Raw genomic sequence first — 16,259 nt, 5'->3', positions numbered from 1 at the left:
GTTCACGCCCGGCCGTAGTCGTCGGCGACGACCACGGCGGTCGCGGACGCGGTCCGTTCGCCGAGATGGTTGGTCGCCGTCAGGTCCAGGGTGTAGCGTTCCCCGGCCACTTCGGTGACCGTACCGCTGATGCGGACCACGTCGCCGAAGATCTCCGGGTGGGTGAGCCTGACGTTCAAGCCGGCCAGGAACGCGCCGTCGCCCATCCAGTTCGACACGCAGTGGGCGAACCAGCCGACCCGTTGCGGACCGTTGTTGTAGGCCCCCGGCATGCCGAGCTCGCGGGCGGCGGTGGCGTCCTGGTGGCCGATGCTCGGGAGCACCCGCTCCCAGAAGTACGACGGGTCGTAGTTGGACGGCAGCCGCTGCGGGTCGGTGCGCGCCCATTCGCGGTACTTCCAGGCTATCTCGACGGACTTGTAGCCAGGGCTGCCCGGACATCCGGCGTAGTACGCCGTCATGTCGATGCGTCCGATGGGCCCCTTGACGACGGCGGGCACCTCGTCGCCCACCGCCACGCCACTGAGATCCTCGGGCCCTCGCCGGTATTCCGACACCGCCTCCGACCGGATCGCGTCGAGTTCGGCGTCGGACCACACCGCCTCGTCGCGGGGCTCGAACGACAGCCCGTCGGTCGCGGCGCGGCGGGGGACTCGGAACGTGCGCGCGACGGACTCGGCGATCAGCTCGCCGTCCTGGTTCTCGTAGCGGCAGAGCGCCGACTGGATGACCATATCGGCCGCGTTGCGCCCGGACCGGCGGACGACCGGGCCGAGGGTGGCGGACGCGACGATGCGATCGCCTCGCCTGAGCCGCCGGTGGAACGTCCAGTCGGTGCCCGCGTACACCGGCTGGACGCCGGGCAGCCCCGCTCCGATGGCGCCGTCGAAGGCGGTGAAGGGGAACGTCGGGGGCGCGATCAGCGTTCCGTACGGCGTCGCCTCGGCGTACGCGGGGTCGCAATAGAGCGGGTTGTCGTCGCCGAGACCCCAGGCGTAGTGCCGTACCGAATCCCAGGACGCCTCGTGGTTCCACTGCTCGATCCTGATCGGCGTTCCCTCGAGCGAGGTGACCCGCGCGATCTCCGCCTCCGTGATGTCCGAGATCAGGTCGAAGTTGACCGCTGTCATGCCGATGCCGCTCCTTCTGGGCTGTTGGGGCGAGGCCGGCCGGCCGCGTCCACGAGACTGACCCCGGCCTCGTGCACGATGACCGGGTTGAGCTCGAGGAACTCCAGGTCGCCCGCGACCGCGGTGAGCGCCTGGGACACCACGCGGGACAGTTCCTCGACGTCGTAGCGCTTTCCGCCGCGGTAGGACTCCAGCAGCTCACCGATCCGGGAGCCGCGCAGCACCTCGAGGCGGCGCCGCTCCGGCCAGCCGCTCCAGATCACCGCCTGGCCGGACATCAGCTCGGCCAGCGTCCCGCCGGGACGGATGAAGGCCACCGGGCCGAACTCCGGATCGTCGGCCACGGAGACCATGACTTCGAAGCCGTCCGGCGCGAAGTCCTGCACCATCACGGCGTCGCCGTACTGGCGGCACACCGCCAGGACCGCGTCGACAGCCTCGGCTGCCTCGTCGGCTGTCCGCACGACGCGCACGGCCCCCAGCTCCGTGCGGTGCAGGATCGTCCTGCCCGCGGCCTTGACGACGTAGGGAGGTTCTGGCGCCGGTTCATCGGCGAGCAGGCGCCAGCGAACCCAGGGCAGGTCGTCGGGGAGGCAATCGGCCACCCACTCGATCCCGCGAAGGTCCGCTGAAGTCGAATGGCCGCTTTCCGGCTCGGTGCTCTCGGCGGCGCACAGCGCGATCGCGCGCACCGCCCGGTCGACCGTCGGCAGGTAGGCGATGCCCGCGCCGCGAAGCGCCTCGGTCAGGTGCGCGGGCATGGTGTCGTCCTCGGACAGCGAGGTCAGGACGACGGGCGCGGCGGGCGGGGCGGCGACCACCTTCGCGACGAGTTCCTCTCGGTCGTGCGCGAGTGAGGTTTCCACGCCGACCACGATGTCCACCGACCGGCTCGTGCTCATCGTCGTGACGGCGTCGGTGAAGACCCCGGTCTCATTGATGAACGGCACGTCGAGCGGGTTCTGGGGGTGCAACCGCGCGTCTAACGTAAGGTTCTCGCCCGCGACCTCGGCCATGCGCAGCCGAGGGTCCTGAGCGACCAGGTCGGCGCCGATCACACCGGCGGCGCCGGATACCGACACCAAGGACACCGACGGGCGCTCCGTGCGCGGCAGTCCGGGATTCACCCCGGCCACCACGAGCGCGTCGGCCAGCTCGGCGAGGCTGGCGACCTGCCGGACGCCCGCATGCGCGAGGATGGCCTCCGACGCGTCCGCCGATCCGACGACGCGACCGGTGTGCCCGGCCGCCGCCATCCGCCCGCTCTCGCTGTGGGCCGCCTTGAGCACGAACAGCGGTTTGCCCGTCGAGCGGAGCGCGGACTCGAGCCGGCCGAGCCATTGCCGGTCGGTCACGCCCTCCAGGAACATGCCGACGGCGTCCACGTCCTGCAGCTCCAGCAGCCCGGTGGCGAGCTCGATGGCGCCGGTGCCGGTCTCGTCACCCGTGCTGAACCACTGGTTCAATCCCACGTGCCGGCGGATCAGGCTCTGCAGAAGGCTGTTCCCGAGGGCGCCGCTCTGGGTGACCAGTCCGACCCTGCCGGGCCGCGGCAGGTCCTGCAGCAGCACGCTGGAGAAGGTCAGATACGCCGACGCGGCGACCCCCACGGTCCCGACGCAGTTGGGGCCGATGATCCGCAGCGTGCTCGTGGCGGCCAGGCGGTCCAGGTCCCGGCGAGCCGGCCCGTCGCGGTCCTCGAAGCCGCTGGCGATGACGACCGCAGCCTTGACGCCGATCTCCTCGGCCTGGCGCAGCGCGGCGACCACTCCCTGCGCGGGCAGGGCCACCAGGGCGACGTCGACCGAGCCAGGCTCGAGATCGAGCAGGGTCCGCACCGTGGTGACCTCGGGGAGGTCGGCCCGCGCGTTGACGGCGTAGAGCCGTCCTGCGTACCCGAGTCGCTTGAGGTAGTCCAGCGGCCGACCGGACAACCGCTGCGGGTCGGCTGACGCGCCCACCACGGCGACGCTGGCCGGCCGAGCCAGCAGCTCGACCAGGGCGCTCCCCTCCAGTCGCACGCGGCCACCCCTTCCCTGCCCAATTCCCATTTGCTCACAGTACAATACTTACACTGTCAGTGCAAATCCTTGTCGCGGGCTTGCCCTCGGAGGAGGTGCTTCTGTGTTTTTCCGGTCGAGGTCTTGGGGATCTCGCCGAAGACGAAGGCCTTCGGAACCTTGAACCCGGCCAGGTGCGTACGCACGAAGGCCACCAGCTCTTCGGCTGACACCGCAGACCCCGGACGGACGCTCACGTAGGCGACCGGCACCTCGCCCCAGCGCTCGTCCGGCACCCCCACGACCGCGCTTTCGAGCACCGCCGGATGGCCGTCGAGAACCCGCTCGACCTCGACGGAGGCGATGTTCTCGCCGCCCGAGATGATCACGTCCTTGCGGCGGTCGGTGATCTCGATGTACCCGTCGGGATGGCGCACCGCGAGGTCTCCGGTCCGGAACCAGCCGTCCGGGACCGCCGCGGCGGTCGCCTCCGCGTCCCGGTAGTAGCCGAGCATGACGTTGTTGCCGCGCACGGCGATCTCACCCGAGGTCCGGGCGTCGGCCGGCACGTCCCGTCCCTCGGCGTCGACGACACGGACGGGCGTGGCGATCACGTTGCCCACGCCCTGCCGCGCCTTCAGCCTGGCCACCGTCTCCGGGGAGCCCGCGTCCCACCGGCTCTGCCAGTCGTTCACCACGATGGGCCCGAAGGTCTCGGTGAGACCGTAGAGATGCTGCACCGACATGTTCAGCGCCTCGAACCGCCGCAGCAGCGCCGGAGAGGGAGGCGCGCCTCCGGTGCCGACGCGGACCGTCGCCGCGAGCCGAGGCCCGGCCGCTCCGTCGGCGTCGGAGATGAGCCGCAGCACCGCGGGCGCCCCGCTCAGGTGGGTGATGCCGTCGCCGCGCAACCGGCGCCAGATCACCGCCGGATCCACGGCACGCAGGCAGACGTGCGTGCCGCCCGCCGCCGTGACCGCCCAGGTGAAGCACCACCCGTTGCAGTGGAACATCGGCAGCGTCCACAGGTACCGGCTGTCCGAGGTGAGCCCCGCGTGGAACGCCATCGCCAGCGCCTGCAGGTACGCGCCGCGGTGGTGGTACATCACGCCCTTGGGCCGTCCGGTCGTGCCGCTGGTGTAGTTGATGGCGAGCAGGGCCCGCTCGTCGTCGACGTCCACGGTCGCCGGCGCGGCACTGGCCACGGCGGATTCGTACGTCTCGCCGGCGACGAGCAGCCGGGTGCCGGTCCGCTCGCACACCTCTCGCGCGGCGGCGACCAGTTCGTCCGTGGTGACCAGCAGGGTCGCTCCGGAATGCTCGACGATGTACGCCAGCTCGTCCACGGCGAGCCGGATGTTCAGCGGCACGAGCACGGCGCCGCGCATCGGGACGGCGTTGTGCAGTTCGAGCATCACGTGGCTGTTGGTGCACAGCGCGGCCACCCGATCGCCCGGCCGCACGCCGTACGCCGCGAGCACGCCGGTCAGCGCGAGGCTGCGCGCCCCGAACTGCTCGTAGGTGAAGGTGCGGTCGCCGTCGACGACCGCGATGTTCTCGCCGTGCACGTGCATCGAGCGCCGGATGAAAGCCACCGGGGTCAAGGGCTCGAACCCGAGTTGGTCCACCGGTTTACCCGGACGTCTTCGCGGTGGCCCGCCGCCTGGCGAGTTCCACGAACGGGCCGAGCGCCTCGGGGTTCGCCAGCGTGCCACGGCTGGTCACGGTGTCCGGATCGGCGCCTTCCAGGATCCGGCGGATGGGGACCTCCAGGCGCTTGCCCGTGAGGGTCTTCGGCAGGTCCGCGACGGCCTGGATGACGTCGGGCACGTGCCGCGGCGACAGTCGCCTGGCCAGCTCGGCCCTGATCCGGTCCGCCAGGGAGTCGTCGAGCCGGACTCCGTCCGCGAGGACGAGGAAGAGCATGAGCTCGCCGTCCTTGCTGGAGCCCGTCTGGACGTGCACCACGACGCTCTCGAAGATCTCCGGCATCGGCTCGAGCGCGGCGTAGTACTCGGACGGGCCGAGCCGTACACCGGCCCTGTTCAGGGTGGCGTCGGACCGGCCGATCACCGCGCACGAGCCGTCCTCGTAGAAGATCGCCCAATCCTGCTGGTCCCAGACGTCCGGGAAGTTCTGGTAGTAGGTTTCCCGCAGCCGGGTCGCCCCGTCGTCCCCCCACAGCGCCTTGGGCATCGACGGCAGCGGTGTCGTCACGACGAGCTCGCCGGGCACGCCGATGACGGGTTTGCCCGCCTCATTCCACGCCTCGACGCGTACGCCGAGGTACACGCAGGCCTGACGCCCGGACCGGACCGGAACCAGCGGGGAGCCCCCGATGAACGTCCCCGCCACGTCGGTGCCTCCGCTGGAGCAGCCCACCAGGATGTCGTCCCGGACCTCGCGGTAGAACCATTCCCAGCCCTCGGGCGGGAACGGTGATCCGCCGATCAGCGCGACCCGCATCGGCGCGAGGTCGAAGTCCTTGCCCGGCGCCATGCCCGCTTCCTTGCAGGCCAGCACGAACGCCGTCGAGGCTCCGAAGTGGGTGATGCCGAGGTCGCCGATCATCCGCCACTGCTTGTCGAGCCCGCCATGGGTCGGGCTGCCGTCCATCACGACGATGGACGCGCCGGCCGTCAGCGCGGAGATGCTGATGTTCCACACCACCCAGCCCGTGGTAGAGAACCAGAAGAACCGGTCACCGGGGCCGACGTCGGCGTGCAGGCCCAGCCACTTGTGGTGCTCCAGCAACGGACCGCCGTGCGAGTGGGGGACCGCCTTGGGCAGGCCTGTCGTGCCGGAGGTGAACAGCACGTACAGCGGGTGGTCGAAGGGGACGCTCTCGAACTCGACCTCACCGGGCTCGGCGAAGACGTCGTCCCACGTCCTGATGCCTTCCGGCCGCCGGTCGGGTCTCAGGTACGGCAGCCACACCACGCTCTCCACGCTCGGCAGCGCGGCCAGGATCTCGCGCACCAGGTCGCCGCGGTCGAAGTCCTTACCGCCGAAGCGATAGCCGTCGACCGCGATGACGACCTTCGGCGCCACCTGGCTGAGCCGGTCCACGACGCTGTTCACGCCGAACTCCGGCGGGCACACCGACCAGATCGCGCCCAGGCTGGCCACGGCGAGGAAGGCGGCGATCGTCTCCGGGATGTGCGGCAGGTAGCCGGCGACCCTGTCCCCCTTGCCCACCCCCATCTCGACCAGGCCCCGGCGGATGCGCCCGACCATGGCGCGCAGCTCGTCGGCGGTCACGTCATGGTTGCCGCGCGTCTCCGACACGGCGCGGATGACCGTGCCCGCCGGCATGCCGCGGAACACGTGCTCGGCGTAGTTCAGGGTGGCCCCGACGAACCATTCCGCGTCGGGGACCCGGAGCGTCGTGAGCACGGTCTCGGGAGGCGTGTCGAACCGGACCCCGGCGAACTCGGCCAGCTCGGCGTAGAAGGTCCCGACGTTGTCCACCGACCATTGCCAGAAGGCGTCGTAGGTGTCCAGGTCGACGCCGTAGCGCTCGGCTACGTGCTCCATCAGCTGACCCATCCTGGTCCGCTGCCTGGCGTTCGCCGGCGGCGTCCACAGCACATCGCCGTCCATCGGGCATCACTTCCTTCTTTGTACTGTGGGTGCAGCTTTGCATTGTGAATTTAGATGTGTCAACGGTCACTGTTGGTCGGCCAGCAGGCGTACGAACAGGCCCACCGCCTCGGCGAGAAGATGGCCGTCAGATCTCAGGGCTCCGCTGACGAACACCTTGCGCCCGTCGACCCTGCTCGTGTGCGCGGTGACGGTCAGCTCGGTCTCGAGGGGGATGACGCGCCGGTAGTCCACGCTGAGCGACGCCGTCCGGGATCGCGGTTTCCCCGGCGCGTTGGCCACCTGGCCGAGCAGGTCGTCGAACAGCAGCGAGATCGCCCCGCCGTGTACCGCGCCGTTGCTCCCCAGGTAGAACCGCCCGAAGGATACCCGGGCCGTGACGGAGTCCCCGTCGAACGAGTCGATCTCCACCGGCGGCACGAACGTCTGGCCGCGCCCGACCGCGGCGAACTGGCGGCCGGCCACCTGGTCGGGCTCCCCGACCTGGTACCGCGCGAGCGCGGCGACCAGGTCCTCGATGGTGTCAGCCGCGTGGGCCGCCAGCGCCGGTGGCGGGCGCGAGGCGGTGAACTGGTCCTGCAACCTGCGGACCGCGTCGGCCATGCGGATGAAGTCGGGATCCTCCGTACCGGGCGGCTGGTGCCGGCCGAGCCACAGGTTGTAGTGCTCGCGCACCCCGCTCATCGCACGGCCGGCGGGATCCGGACCAGAAGCGACTCCGGCCCGCGGGTGTTGCCGCCGCTCCAGGACACCTCGCGGGACGCCAGCTCGAAGTCCGGGATCCGGGTGAGCCACTCCTCGAGCGCGACGCGCAGTTCCATCTGGGCGAGCTGGGCGCCCAGGCATCGGTGGATGCCCAGCCCGAACGCGAGGTGACGCGGGCGTTCTGCCGTGATGTGCACCTCGCTCGACGCCGGGTGGACCGCGGGGTCCAGGTTGGCCGCGGCCCACGGCAGCACCACCCGCTCGCCGGTGCGGAGGGTGCGGCCCGCGAGCGTGGCGTCCCTGGTGACGACCCTGCCGATGGTGACGGGGGCGTACACGCGCAGGAACTCCTCGACGGCGTTGGGGATGAGCTCGGGCTCGCGCGCCAGGAGGCGTCGATGCTCGACGTTGGTGGCCAGGTGCCACAACGCCGAACCGAGGGCGCTCCACGTGGTGTCGATCCCGGCGATGAGCATGAGGAAGCACATGCCGACGATCCGCTCGTCGCTCAGGGGCTCGCCCTCGGCCCGCTTGCGGAGCAGGTGGCCCATGACTCCCCCACCTGGGGACCGCAGCCGTTCCCTGAAGTAGTTCTGGATGGCTCGGACGGCCTCAGCCCTGATCGCGTAATCTTGCGCGCCGTCCTTGAGCATCCGGAGCGTCCACTGCCGGAACAGCGCCTCGTCGGCCGCGGGCAGGTCGAGCATCTTCGTGGTCACCACGACGGGGATCACGCGCGCGTACTCCTCGACCGCGTCGACCGGCTGGCCGGTCCTGACCGTGCCCACGATCGACGCCACCAATTCGCGCGCCGTGCGCCGGGTCAGCGGTTCGAGCCCGGCGACCGCCTCCTTGCTGAACAGCGGCATCAGCAGTTTGCGGTCGCGTGCGTGGTCCGGCGGGTCGGAGCTGACAGGTGGGATCTTCAGTTCCCGCCCGGGCGTCGGCACCGGCCCGGTGACCTCGCCCGCCCGGGACGAGAAGGTCTCGGGGTCGAGGGCGACTGCGCAGATGTCCCGGTGCCGCGAGAGCATCCACGCGCCGCCGCGACTGTCGGTGTGGGCCACCGGGCAGCGGTCCCGCATCGGCCTCCAGATCGACTCGGGGTCGGCGAGGTAGCCGGGGTCGTAGAGGTCGAAACCATCGAAGGTACTCATTGGCCGCTCCCGATGACCTTGTCTGCCTGAAGATCCGCGACGTCGGCGGCGGAGAACCCCCAGTCCGCCAGCGCCTCGGCGGTGTGCTCGCCGGGCCGCGCGGGCGGCCGGGTCAACCGGGCCTGGGTACGGCTGAACCGGGGCGCGGGGGCAGGCTGCAGAACGCCATCTTTGCGGACGAAGGTGCCCCGAGCACTGAGGTGCTCGTCCGCCTCCACCTCCTCAGGGCCCAGTACGGGGGCCACACACGCGTCCAGACCGGCGGCCAGAGAACCCCACTCCTCGCGCGTGCGGCTCCGGACGACGGCGGCGAAGATTTCCTTCAGCGCCGGCCAGGTCGCTGGATCGTCCCGGTCAGGCAGGTCCGCGGCGTCGAGTTCGAACAACGCCAGCAGGGCGGCGTAGAAGCGCGGCTCCACGGCGGCGACGCTGAGCCAGCGACCGTCGGCGGTCTCGTACACCTCGTAGTAGGGCGCGCCACTGTCGATCATGTTGGTCCCTCGATCGAGCGACCATTCGCCTGTCTGCACCCAGCCGAAGAACGGCGTCGCCAGTACGGCGGCCCCGTCGACCATGGCCGCGTCGACGACCTGACCCCGACCGGACACTGTTCTTTCGAACAGCGCGGCCAGCAGGCCGAACGCCAGGATGAGGCCGCCTCCGCCGATATCGCCGACAAGGTTCAGCGGCGGCGTCGGCGGCTGCCCGTGTCGGCCGATCAGGCTGAGCACGCCGTTGGCGGCGATGTAGTTGAGGTCATGACCGACCGCTTCCGCGCCGGGACCGTCCTGCCCGTAGCCGGTCATCCGGCCATACACAAGCCGCGGATTGCGGGCGAGGCACACCTCCGGTCCGATACCCAGACGTTCGGCCACCCCCGGGCGAAAGCCCTCAATCAACACGTCGGCCTGCTCGACGAGGCGCAGCACGACACCGGGCCCACGCGGGTGCTTCAGGTCGACGCCGGCCGAACGCCGGCCACGGTTCATCAACTCGTGCGCATGGTCGCTGCCCGGCCCGACCGGTCCCCCGCTATCCAGGCGGTCGACGCGGATCACCTCGGCGCCCATGTCGGCGAGCATCATGGCGCAGAACGGTCCGGGTCCGATCGACCCAATCTCGACGACGCGCAGTCCCGCCAGGGGCCCGGTCATGCGATCACCGAACCCTGCCGGGATTTCCCGCTGAGGCGGATCCCCGCCTGCTCCCGATCCCAGCAACCGGCCGTGCCCGTCGCCCGGATCTTCTCCTTCTGCATCTTGCCGCTGGGCGTGAACGGCAGTTCCGCGACGAACTCCACATACCGCGGGACGGCGAAGTACGGCATGGTCGCGACGCAGTGCTCGATGAACTCCTCGTAGCCGAGGCTCGCCCCGTCCCGCAGCACGACGCTGGCCTTGACCTCCTGCTCGGCCATCTCGCTCCGCACGCCCACCACGCCGACCTGCGACACCGCGGGGTGGCGGATGATCGCGGTCTCCACTTCGTACGACGAGATGTTCTCGCCGCGCCGCCGCAGGTAGTCGTCCTTGCGGTCCTCGAAGTAGAAGTAGTCGTCCTCGTCGATGCGGCCCAGGTCACCGGTGTGGAACCACAGGTTTCTGAACTTGAGGGCCGTCGCCTCGGGTTCGCCGTAGTAGCCCTCGAAGATCGAGTGGGGCTGCATCGGCCGGACGACCACCTCGCCGATCTCACCCCGCGGGAGCTCGAAGTCGTTGTCGTCGAAGATGCGTACGTCGAAGTACTCCCGCACGATCTTTCCCGACGATCCCGGCCGCAACGGGATGTCCGGGCCGGTGCGCGAGAGCGGGGCCGCCTCGCTCAGGCCGTACACGCTCTCGAACGAGCATTTCCAGCGTGCCTCCATCGCCGGTTGCAGCGAAGGAGGCGGCGCGGGCACGCCCACGACGGTGTCGATGCCCTCGTCGTCGGACGGCTCCCGGGTCCACAGCAGCATCGCCACGGAACCGAGCATGAGGGTCGCATTGCAGTTCTCCTCCCTGATCCGCCGCCAGAACCCGGAAACGCTCAGGCGCTCGTCCTGAACGCAGCGCACTCCGCGTCGCATCGCGCCCAGCACGGCGATGCCCTTCGCCGCGAGGTGGAACAGCGGCCCACAGGAATAGAAGGTGTCCTCGGGACCTCGGTACCAGATCTGCGCTTCGATCTCCGCGAAGTTGCACAGGTAGTTCTGGGTCATCGTGGCGCCCTTGGAAGGGCCGGTCGTCCCGGACGTGAAGGTGATCGTCGACGGGTCGGTCCACTGGGGATCCACAAGAGACAGCGGCCCGTCGTCGCAGTCACGGAGCTCGGCGATGGTGCTCACCGTTACCCCGGGAACGCCGGGCGTCTGGTGACCCCGCACCACGAGGTGGCGGAGCGAGGGCACCTCGCCGAGTATCTCCAGCACGGTCGGCACCAGCGCGTCATCGACCACGATCACCTCGGCGCCGCTCACCCGGAGCTGGTGCGACAGGAACGTCCCCTTGTACGCGGTGTTGATCATCACCTCGATGGCCCGCAGCCGGGCCGTCGCGAACTGGATGACCACCTGGTCGGCACAGTTCTCCGCCAGTACGGCGACCACGGAGCCGTGCCCGACACCAAGCTGCTGCAGGCCGCGGGCCATGGCGTCGGATCGACGGACCAGGTCGGCGTAGGTGAGATCCTCGCCGACGATCGTCAGGGCCACCTTCTCGGGCGCCGCCTCCGCCTGCTTGCGCAGCATGCCGGTCAGGGTGCGGTCGAGGAATACGGAGGAGTCGGACATGGAACCTCCAGCGGTCGTCGATGTCTATTCGGAAGGCGCCAGGTCTCTCGGGGTGTCGTCGACACCGAGGTAGGCGGCCAGGACACGGGCGTCGGCCGCGACCACCTCCGGGGTGTCGACCATGATGCACTCGCCCCAGTCGAGGACGGCGACGCGATCGCTGACCTCCATCACCAGGCCCACGTCATGCTCGATGAGCACGACCGAGCACGAGCCTTCCTCGCGCAGGTGCTTGATGATCCGTACGAGGGCGGCGCGGTCCTCGTCGCTGGTCCCGGCGGCCGGTTCGTCGAGCAGCAGCGTGGTCGGGCGCAAGGCCAGCGCCCGTGCCATCTCGACCCTCTTCTGCAGGCCGTAGGGCAGCGAGCCGGCCTGCTGAGCCGCGACATCCGCGAGATTCAGCAGGTCGAGCAGCGGCTCCACCTCGCCGCGCAGCCGGCGTTCGGCCCGCCGTGCCGGTCCGATCCCCAGGGCGGCCTTGCCCATCCCGTACCCGAGCCTAGGGTGGCATCCGAGCAGCACGTTCTCGCGTACGGTCAGGTCGCCGCAGAGCTGGTTGTGCTGGAATGTCCTGGCGATCCCGGTGGCCACGATCGACTCCGGCGACCGGCCGGTCAGCGGCGTTCCCCGGTAGGAGACCGAACCCGAGCTGGGCGGGTAGATGCCGGTGACCGCGTTGATCAGGCTGGTCTTGCCGGCGCCGTTGGGGCCGATGATGCCGAGCACCTCGTCCGGATGATGCCGGATGGAGACTTCTCGCAGCGCGACCACTCCGCCGAAGCGCAGACCGAGCCGGTCGATCACGAGTTCACCGTTCACAGCAGTTCCTCCGATCGGCTCAGGTCCGCGACCCCGAGGTATCGGGCTGTCGTGTCACCGGCCTGCCGTAGCTCGTCGCTGGTCCCCTGGGCGACGACCGTGCCCTGGTCGAGAACGTACGCGCGCTCCACGAACCGCAGGGACATCACGACCGCCTGCTCGATCAGAAGCACGGCGGTCCCCTCGTTCGCCGCGCGCGCCGCCAACCCGTCGAGGATCTCCGTGACGATTCGCGGCGCGAGTCCCAGGGACAGCTCGTCGGCGACGATCAGGCGGGGTCTGACCAGGAGCGCGCGGGCGACGGCCAGCATCTGCTGCTCGCCGCCGGACAGCAGTCCCGCCATGGAGCGGCGACGCTCGCCGAGCACCGGATACATCTCGTAGGCCTCGGTGACGGCGGGGCGACGCGAACGGGGTAGCGCCGCGAGCACGAGCCGCAGATTGTCCTCAACCGTCATGTTGCTGATCACGCCACGGCCCTCGGGAATGGTGACCACCCCCGCGCCGAGCACCCGCCACGCCGGCCACCGCGTCGTGTCCCTGTCGGCGACCGAGATCCTGCCCTGGCGGACGGTGGCTCTGAAGACAGCCGAAAGGCCCGTCACGGCACGGGCCACCGTGGTCTTGCCCGCGCCGTTGGCTCCGACGATTCCGACCCGTTCGCCCGCGCCCACCTCGATGGACACGCCCCGCAGGGCGTGGGCTCCGCTGGCGTAGGCGACATCAAGATCGCGAACCGAAAGGAACACCACGTCACCTGCCATTCCGTAGCCGGCGCGTCGCCGATCGGACGAAACCGATCAGCCCGTCGGGTTTGAGGAGGACGAAGGCGATGATGATGAGCCCGTAGATGACCGTCTGCAGCTCATGCGGATGCGCGAGAACGCCCCCGCCGCCGTACGCCTCCGAGAGATGGTTCACGACCACCGGCACGAGCGTCACGAAACACGCGCCGAGGAACGAACCCCCGAGGCTGCCGAGCCCACCCACGAGGATCATCGCGACGTACGTGATCGCCAGGTTGAGCGTGTAGAACTCCACGCTGGCCGAGCCAAGGTAGTACGCCTGCAGCACCCCCGCGGCCGCGATCATGGCCGAAGACAGCGACCACACCCACAACTTCGTGCGCGCCACCGAGATTCCGCAGGCCGCGGCGGCCACGTCCCGGGCCTTCACCGCCTCGATCGCCCGGCCGTGGCCGCTCCGCATGATATTGGTGATGATCAATCCGATCAGCGCCGCGAACGCCGCGATGACGAAGTACATCGACCGATCACCGCTGAGGTCCACGCCGAGCATGCGCAGCGGCGGAAAGATCGCCCCGGCGGCGCCGAACTGGCTCGTCTGGAACTTCAGGGCCGCGAACACCAGGATGTAGTGCGCCGCCAGGGTCGACATGAGGAGATAGGCGCCGCGCAGGCGAAGCGACGGGAGCCCGACGATGAACCCGACCAGGGCGCCGGCCGCCGCCGCCACCAGCATGGCGACCGGGAGCTCGACGTCGAACGTGAAGGTGACGAACGCGCCCGTGTACGCGCCGACGACCAGGAACGCCGCGTTACCCAGCGAGAACTGGCCCGCGTTACCGGTGAGCAGATTGAGCGGCGCCGCGATCGCGAACGCGAGCACCGCGTTCGTCGCGACCGTCGTCCAGTACGGCGAGACCACCAGCGGCAGCGCGACGACGATCGCGACAGCCAGCACCGCAAGGACCGCTGGCCGCACAGCCGCCCGAGCCGGGGACTCGATGGACTGAATCATGGCCGGACCACCTCCGGGGTGCCGAACAGTCCCTGGGGTCGGACCATCAGGAACACCATGAGCACGACCATGGTCGAGGGCAGCCGGAAATCATCGCCGAGGTATGTCCCGGCCAGCATCTCGGTGACGCCCACCAGGATGCCGCCCAGGAACGCCCCACCCAGACTGTCGACCCCGCCCACGATCATGGCCGCGAAAGCGCGCAGAGCGAATGTCGCGATGGAGATGTCCGCGACGGTCAGCGATGCGAGCAGCGCACCGGCCAGCGCGGCCAGCCCACCGGCGACCGCCCACGCGTACGTGAAGATCCGACCGGGGTTCGCCCCGAACATCGACGCCACCTCCGGGCGCACGGCCGCGGCCCGAAGCTGGAGCCCGACCGAGGTCCGTTTGAACGCGATCGCCAGCAGCACGGTCGCCCCGGCCGACAACCCGAGGGCGACCGCCAGCGTGCTGGACATCGACGTCCCGAAGGGGAGATCGAACGTCGCGACTCCGATCGGATCCGGCAGGAAGCGCGGCTGGCGTCCGAAGAGGATGCCGCTGGTGCCTTCGATGACGCTGGCCAACCCGATGGTCACCATGACACCGGGAAACAGCCCGCGCCCCAGGAGCGGCCGCATCACCGTGAGGTTCGCCACCGCTCCCACCCCCGCGACCGCCACGACGGCGATTCCGGCGGCGACCCAGAACCCCTGGGCGCCGAGGCCCGCCGCGACGACGCCACCCACGGCCATCAAGGCACCACCCGAGAAGTTCAGGATTCCGGTGCTCTTGAAGATCACGACCAGGCCCAGCGCCACGAGTCCGTACAGCGAGCCGAAACCGGAACCGCTCCAGACGGCGTTGAGGAAATCAGTCATCGTTCTACTCCCAGCGCGGACGCGCTCAAGGGCTCGTCACTTCGACGATTCGCTGCGCGGCCGGGTCGAAGGTGAACGCCTTCACCGCCGACGCGTCAGCCAGTCCGTTCTTCTTGCTCCAGTTCACATCGGCGCTGTAACCGCCGGTCTGGAATCCCTGCGGAGAGCGCAGCGCCTCGATGAAGGACGCCCGGGTGAGGTCCTTTCCGGCCCGCTTCAGCGACTCCACCACGACATTGCCGATCACCCAGCCCTCGGCGTAGTTCTTGTCCTGCTGGAACTTGTCCCAGCTGCCCGCCGCCCGCATCGCGGACTCCAGGTCCGCGCGTCCGGCCACGTCACTGTCCGGCGGGGCGAAGGCGTCGAACGCGTACGTGCTCGCGGCCAGCGTGCCGGCGCTCTTCCACAGGGTCGGCCCGCTGGCGCCGAAGGTCGAGAAGACCGGGACGTTCAGCCCGCCCGTCTGCATCGACTTCAGCAGGGCGATCGCGCCGCCGCTGCCGGCGTGGAGCGTGACAGCGTCGACCCCGTCCCGCTTGAACTGGGCGACCTGAGCTGCGGCCTCCACCGCCGCCGGTTCGATCTTCTGCTGACCGGTGACTTCAGCCTCGATCTTCGGTGCTTCCTTCTGGAACAGGTCGAACCACTCGTCGCCGGAGGCGGTGCTGATGCGGGCGACGCCCACCTTGGCTTTGGCGCCAAGCTGCCGGGACATGAACTTGGTGATCGCCTCCGCGCTGGTCGGCAGGTCTGCCTGGGCGTTGTAGATGTACGGGTTGGCGAGCGTCACCTTGGTGACGCCGGTCGGTCCGATGACCGGCACCTTCTCGGCGGAGATGCGCGTGGTCAGCGCCTCGAACATCGAGGAGACGTTGATGCCCAGCAGGGCCAGGGAGGGCTGCTCGCTGGTGTACTTCTTGAAGAGCGTCACCGCTTGAGCCGTGTCGAAGCGGGTGTCGCCGGCCTTGAGATCGATCGTGCGGCCGTTGACGCCGCCGCTCGCGTTGGCCCGGTCGATGGCCAGCTTGATCCCCTCGTAGTAGGTCAGCTCGACGGCGGCGTCCGGGCCGGACAGATCGCCGATGTAGGCGATGGTCACGGCGGAGTCGGTGACGCCGACGTTGGTCGCCGCACCGGTGCCGGCATCGTCCTTGGTGGTGACTTCCTGCGTGCCCGCCGAGCATGCGGTGAGCGCCATGGCTGTCAGGACAGCCGAGATCGTCGAAGCCGAGCGCGCTCTGCCGGCCCGCCCACACTTGATAAGTCCAAACACGCGCCGGCTCCCGTTCCTTTGTACTGATTGAACTCAGAGTGCAAAGGTTGCATCCTTGTTTCATGTGTGTCAAGGATCACTTTCCAGGATGTTTCCGGAGCTTCCGGGTTGGCTGGCGTTTCCGATGGCCAGGTCCTGGGGGTGCGGGATGCCGAGAGCGTGAACGGGCTGTCTTTTC

13 protein-coding genes are annotated in these 16,259 nt (G+C 69.6%); all 13 read right to left on the bottom strand.

All coding sequences use genetic code 11. From position 1 onward, the window contains the following. Positions 1 to 2: 2 nt before the first annotated feature. The 13 genes from Aple_RS41820 to Aple_RS41760 all read right to left on the bottom strand — a co-directional run bounded on the left by Aple_RS41820 (position 3) and on the right by Aple_RS41760 (position 16,006). Positions 3 to 1,130: an FAS1-like dehydratase domain-containing protein gene (locus Aple_RS41820; protein ID WP_155350311.1), complete on the bottom strand. Its 1,128-nt coding sequence runs from the start codon at positions 1,128 to 1,130 to the stop codon at positions 3 to 5. Next, the gene (locus Aple_RS41815) at positions 1,127 to 3,151 is read right to left on the bottom strand and encodes an acetate--CoA ligase family protein (RefSeq protein ID WP_170321936.1); all 2,025 of its coding nucleotides are present in this window, start codon (positions 3,149 to 3,151) and stop codon (positions 1,127 to 1,129) included. The genes Aple_RS41820 and Aple_RS41815 overlap by 4 nt, the downstream gene beginning before the upstream one ends. 56 nt (positions 3,152 to 3,207) lie before the next feature. Further along, the gene (locus Aple_RS41810) at positions 3,208 to 4,758 is read right to left on the bottom strand and encodes an AMP-binding protein (protein WP_246265126.1); all 1,551 of its coding nucleotides are present in this window, start codon (positions 4,756 to 4,758) and stop codon (positions 3,208 to 3,210) included. A 4-nt stretch (positions 4,759 to 4,762) separates the two neighbouring features. Continuing rightward, positions 4,763 to 6,733, bottom strand: a complete 1,971-nt coding sequence (locus tag Aple_RS41805; RefSeq protein WP_155350309.1) for an acetoacetate--CoA ligase — start codon at positions 6,731 to 6,733, stop codon at positions 4,763 to 4,765. Positions 6,734 to 6,799: 66 nt separating this feature from the next. Beyond that, positions 6,800 to 7,408 carry a PaaI family thioesterase gene (locus Aple_RS41800; protein WP_218038765.1) on the bottom strand — a complete coding sequence of 203 codons (609 nt, stop codon included), beginning with the start codon at positions 7,406 to 7,408 and terminating at the stop codon, positions 6,800 to 6,802. A gap of 5 nt (positions 7,409 to 7,413) precedes the next feature. Beyond that, complete coding sequence (locus Aple_RS41795) at positions 7,414 to 8,595, bottom strand: cytochrome P450 (protein ID WP_155350307.1); 1,182 nt, start codon at positions 8,593 to 8,595, stop codon at positions 7,414 to 7,416. Further along, entirely contained in the window at positions 8,592 to 9,749 is a 1,158-nt protein-coding gene (locus Aple_RS41790; RefSeq protein ID WP_155350306.1) for a CaiB/BaiF CoA transferase family protein, read from the bottom strand. Before Aple_RS41790 ends, Aple_RS41795 begins: the two co-directional genes overlap by 4 nt. Continuing rightward, positions 9,746 to 11,365 carry an AMP-binding protein gene (locus Aple_RS41785; protein ID WP_155350305.1) on the bottom strand — a complete coding sequence of 540 codons (1,620 nt, stop codon included), beginning with the start codon at positions 11,363 to 11,365 and terminating at the stop codon, positions 9,746 to 9,748. The genes Aple_RS41790 and Aple_RS41785 overlap by 4 nt, the downstream gene beginning before the upstream one ends. A gap of 24 nt (positions 11,366 to 11,389) precedes the next feature. After that, positions 11,390 to 12,184: an ABC transporter ATP-binding protein gene (locus Aple_RS41780; protein ID WP_170321934.1), complete on the bottom strand. Its 795-nt coding sequence runs from the start codon at positions 12,182 to 12,184 to the stop codon at positions 11,390 to 11,392. Further along, complete coding sequence (locus tag Aple_RS41775) at positions 12,181 to 12,933, bottom strand: ABC transporter ATP-binding protein (protein ID WP_170321933.1); 753 nt, start codon at positions 12,931 to 12,933, stop codon at positions 12,181 to 12,183. The genes Aple_RS41780 and Aple_RS41775 overlap by 4 nt, the downstream gene beginning before the upstream one ends. Before the next feature lie 4 nt (positions 12,934 to 12,937). Next, positions 12,938 to 13,945, bottom strand: coding sequence for a branched-chain amino acid ABC transporter permease (locus tag Aple_RS41770; RefSeq protein ID WP_155350302.1), 1,008 nt, complete (start codon positions 13,943 to 13,945; stop codon positions 12,938 to 12,940). Further along, positions 13,942 to 14,808, bottom strand: coding sequence for a branched-chain amino acid ABC transporter permease (locus tag Aple_RS41765; protein ID WP_155350301.1), 867 nt, complete (start codon positions 14,806 to 14,808; stop codon positions 13,942 to 13,944). The genes Aple_RS41770 and Aple_RS41765 overlap by 4 nt, the downstream gene beginning before the upstream one ends. A gap of 25 nt (positions 14,809 to 14,833) precedes the next feature. Further along, on the bottom strand, positions 14,834 to 16,006 hold the full coding sequence (locus tag Aple_RS41760; protein WP_155350300.1) for an ABC transporter substrate-binding protein: 1,173 nt from the start codon (positions 16,004 to 16,006) through the stop codon (positions 14,834 to 14,836). Positions 16,007 to 16,259 lie beyond the last annotated feature (253 nt).

The organism is Acrocarpospora pleiomorpha (assembly GCF_009687885.1).
GTDB classification, from domain to species: domain Bacteria; phylum Actinomycetota; class Actinomycetes; order Streptosporangiales; family Streptosporangiaceae; genus Acrocarpospora; species Acrocarpospora pleiomorpha.
The sequence above is the reverse complement of the archived record's forward strand: the minus strand, read 5'-3'. Positions and strand labels throughout refer to the sequence as shown.

Coding starts and splice junctions, on each gene's coding strand:
- Aple_RS41820 (WP_155350311.1), bottom strand. CDS start 1,130: ATGACAGCGGTCAACTTCGACCTGATCTCGGACATCACGGAGGCGGAG.
- Aple_RS41760 (WP_155350300.1), bottom strand. CDS start 16,006: ATGGCGCTCACCGCATGCTCGGCGGGCACGCAGGAAGTCACCACCAAG.
- Aple_RS41785 (WP_155350305.1), bottom strand. CDS start 11,365: ATGTCCGACTCCTCCGTATTCCTCGACCGCACCCTGACCGGCATGCTG.
- Aple_RS41790 (WP_155350306.1), bottom strand. CDS start 9,749: ATGACCGGGCCCCTGGCGGGACTGCGCGTCGTCGAGATTGGGTCGATC.
- Aple_RS41805 (WP_155350309.1), bottom strand. CDS start 6,733: ATGGACGGCGATGTGCTGTGGACGCCGCCGGCGAACGCCAGGCAGCGG.
- Aple_RS41765 (WP_155350301.1), bottom strand. CDS start 14,808: ATGACTGATTTCCTCAACGCCGTCTGGAGCGGTTCCGGTTTCGGCTCG.
- Aple_RS41795 (WP_155350307.1), bottom strand. CDS start 8,595: ATGAGTACCTTCGATGGTTTCGACCTCTACGACCCCGGCTACCTCGCC.
- Aple_RS41770 (WP_155350302.1), bottom strand. CDS start 13,945: ATGATTCAGTCCATCGAGTCCCCGGCTCGGGCGGCTGTGCGGCCAGCG.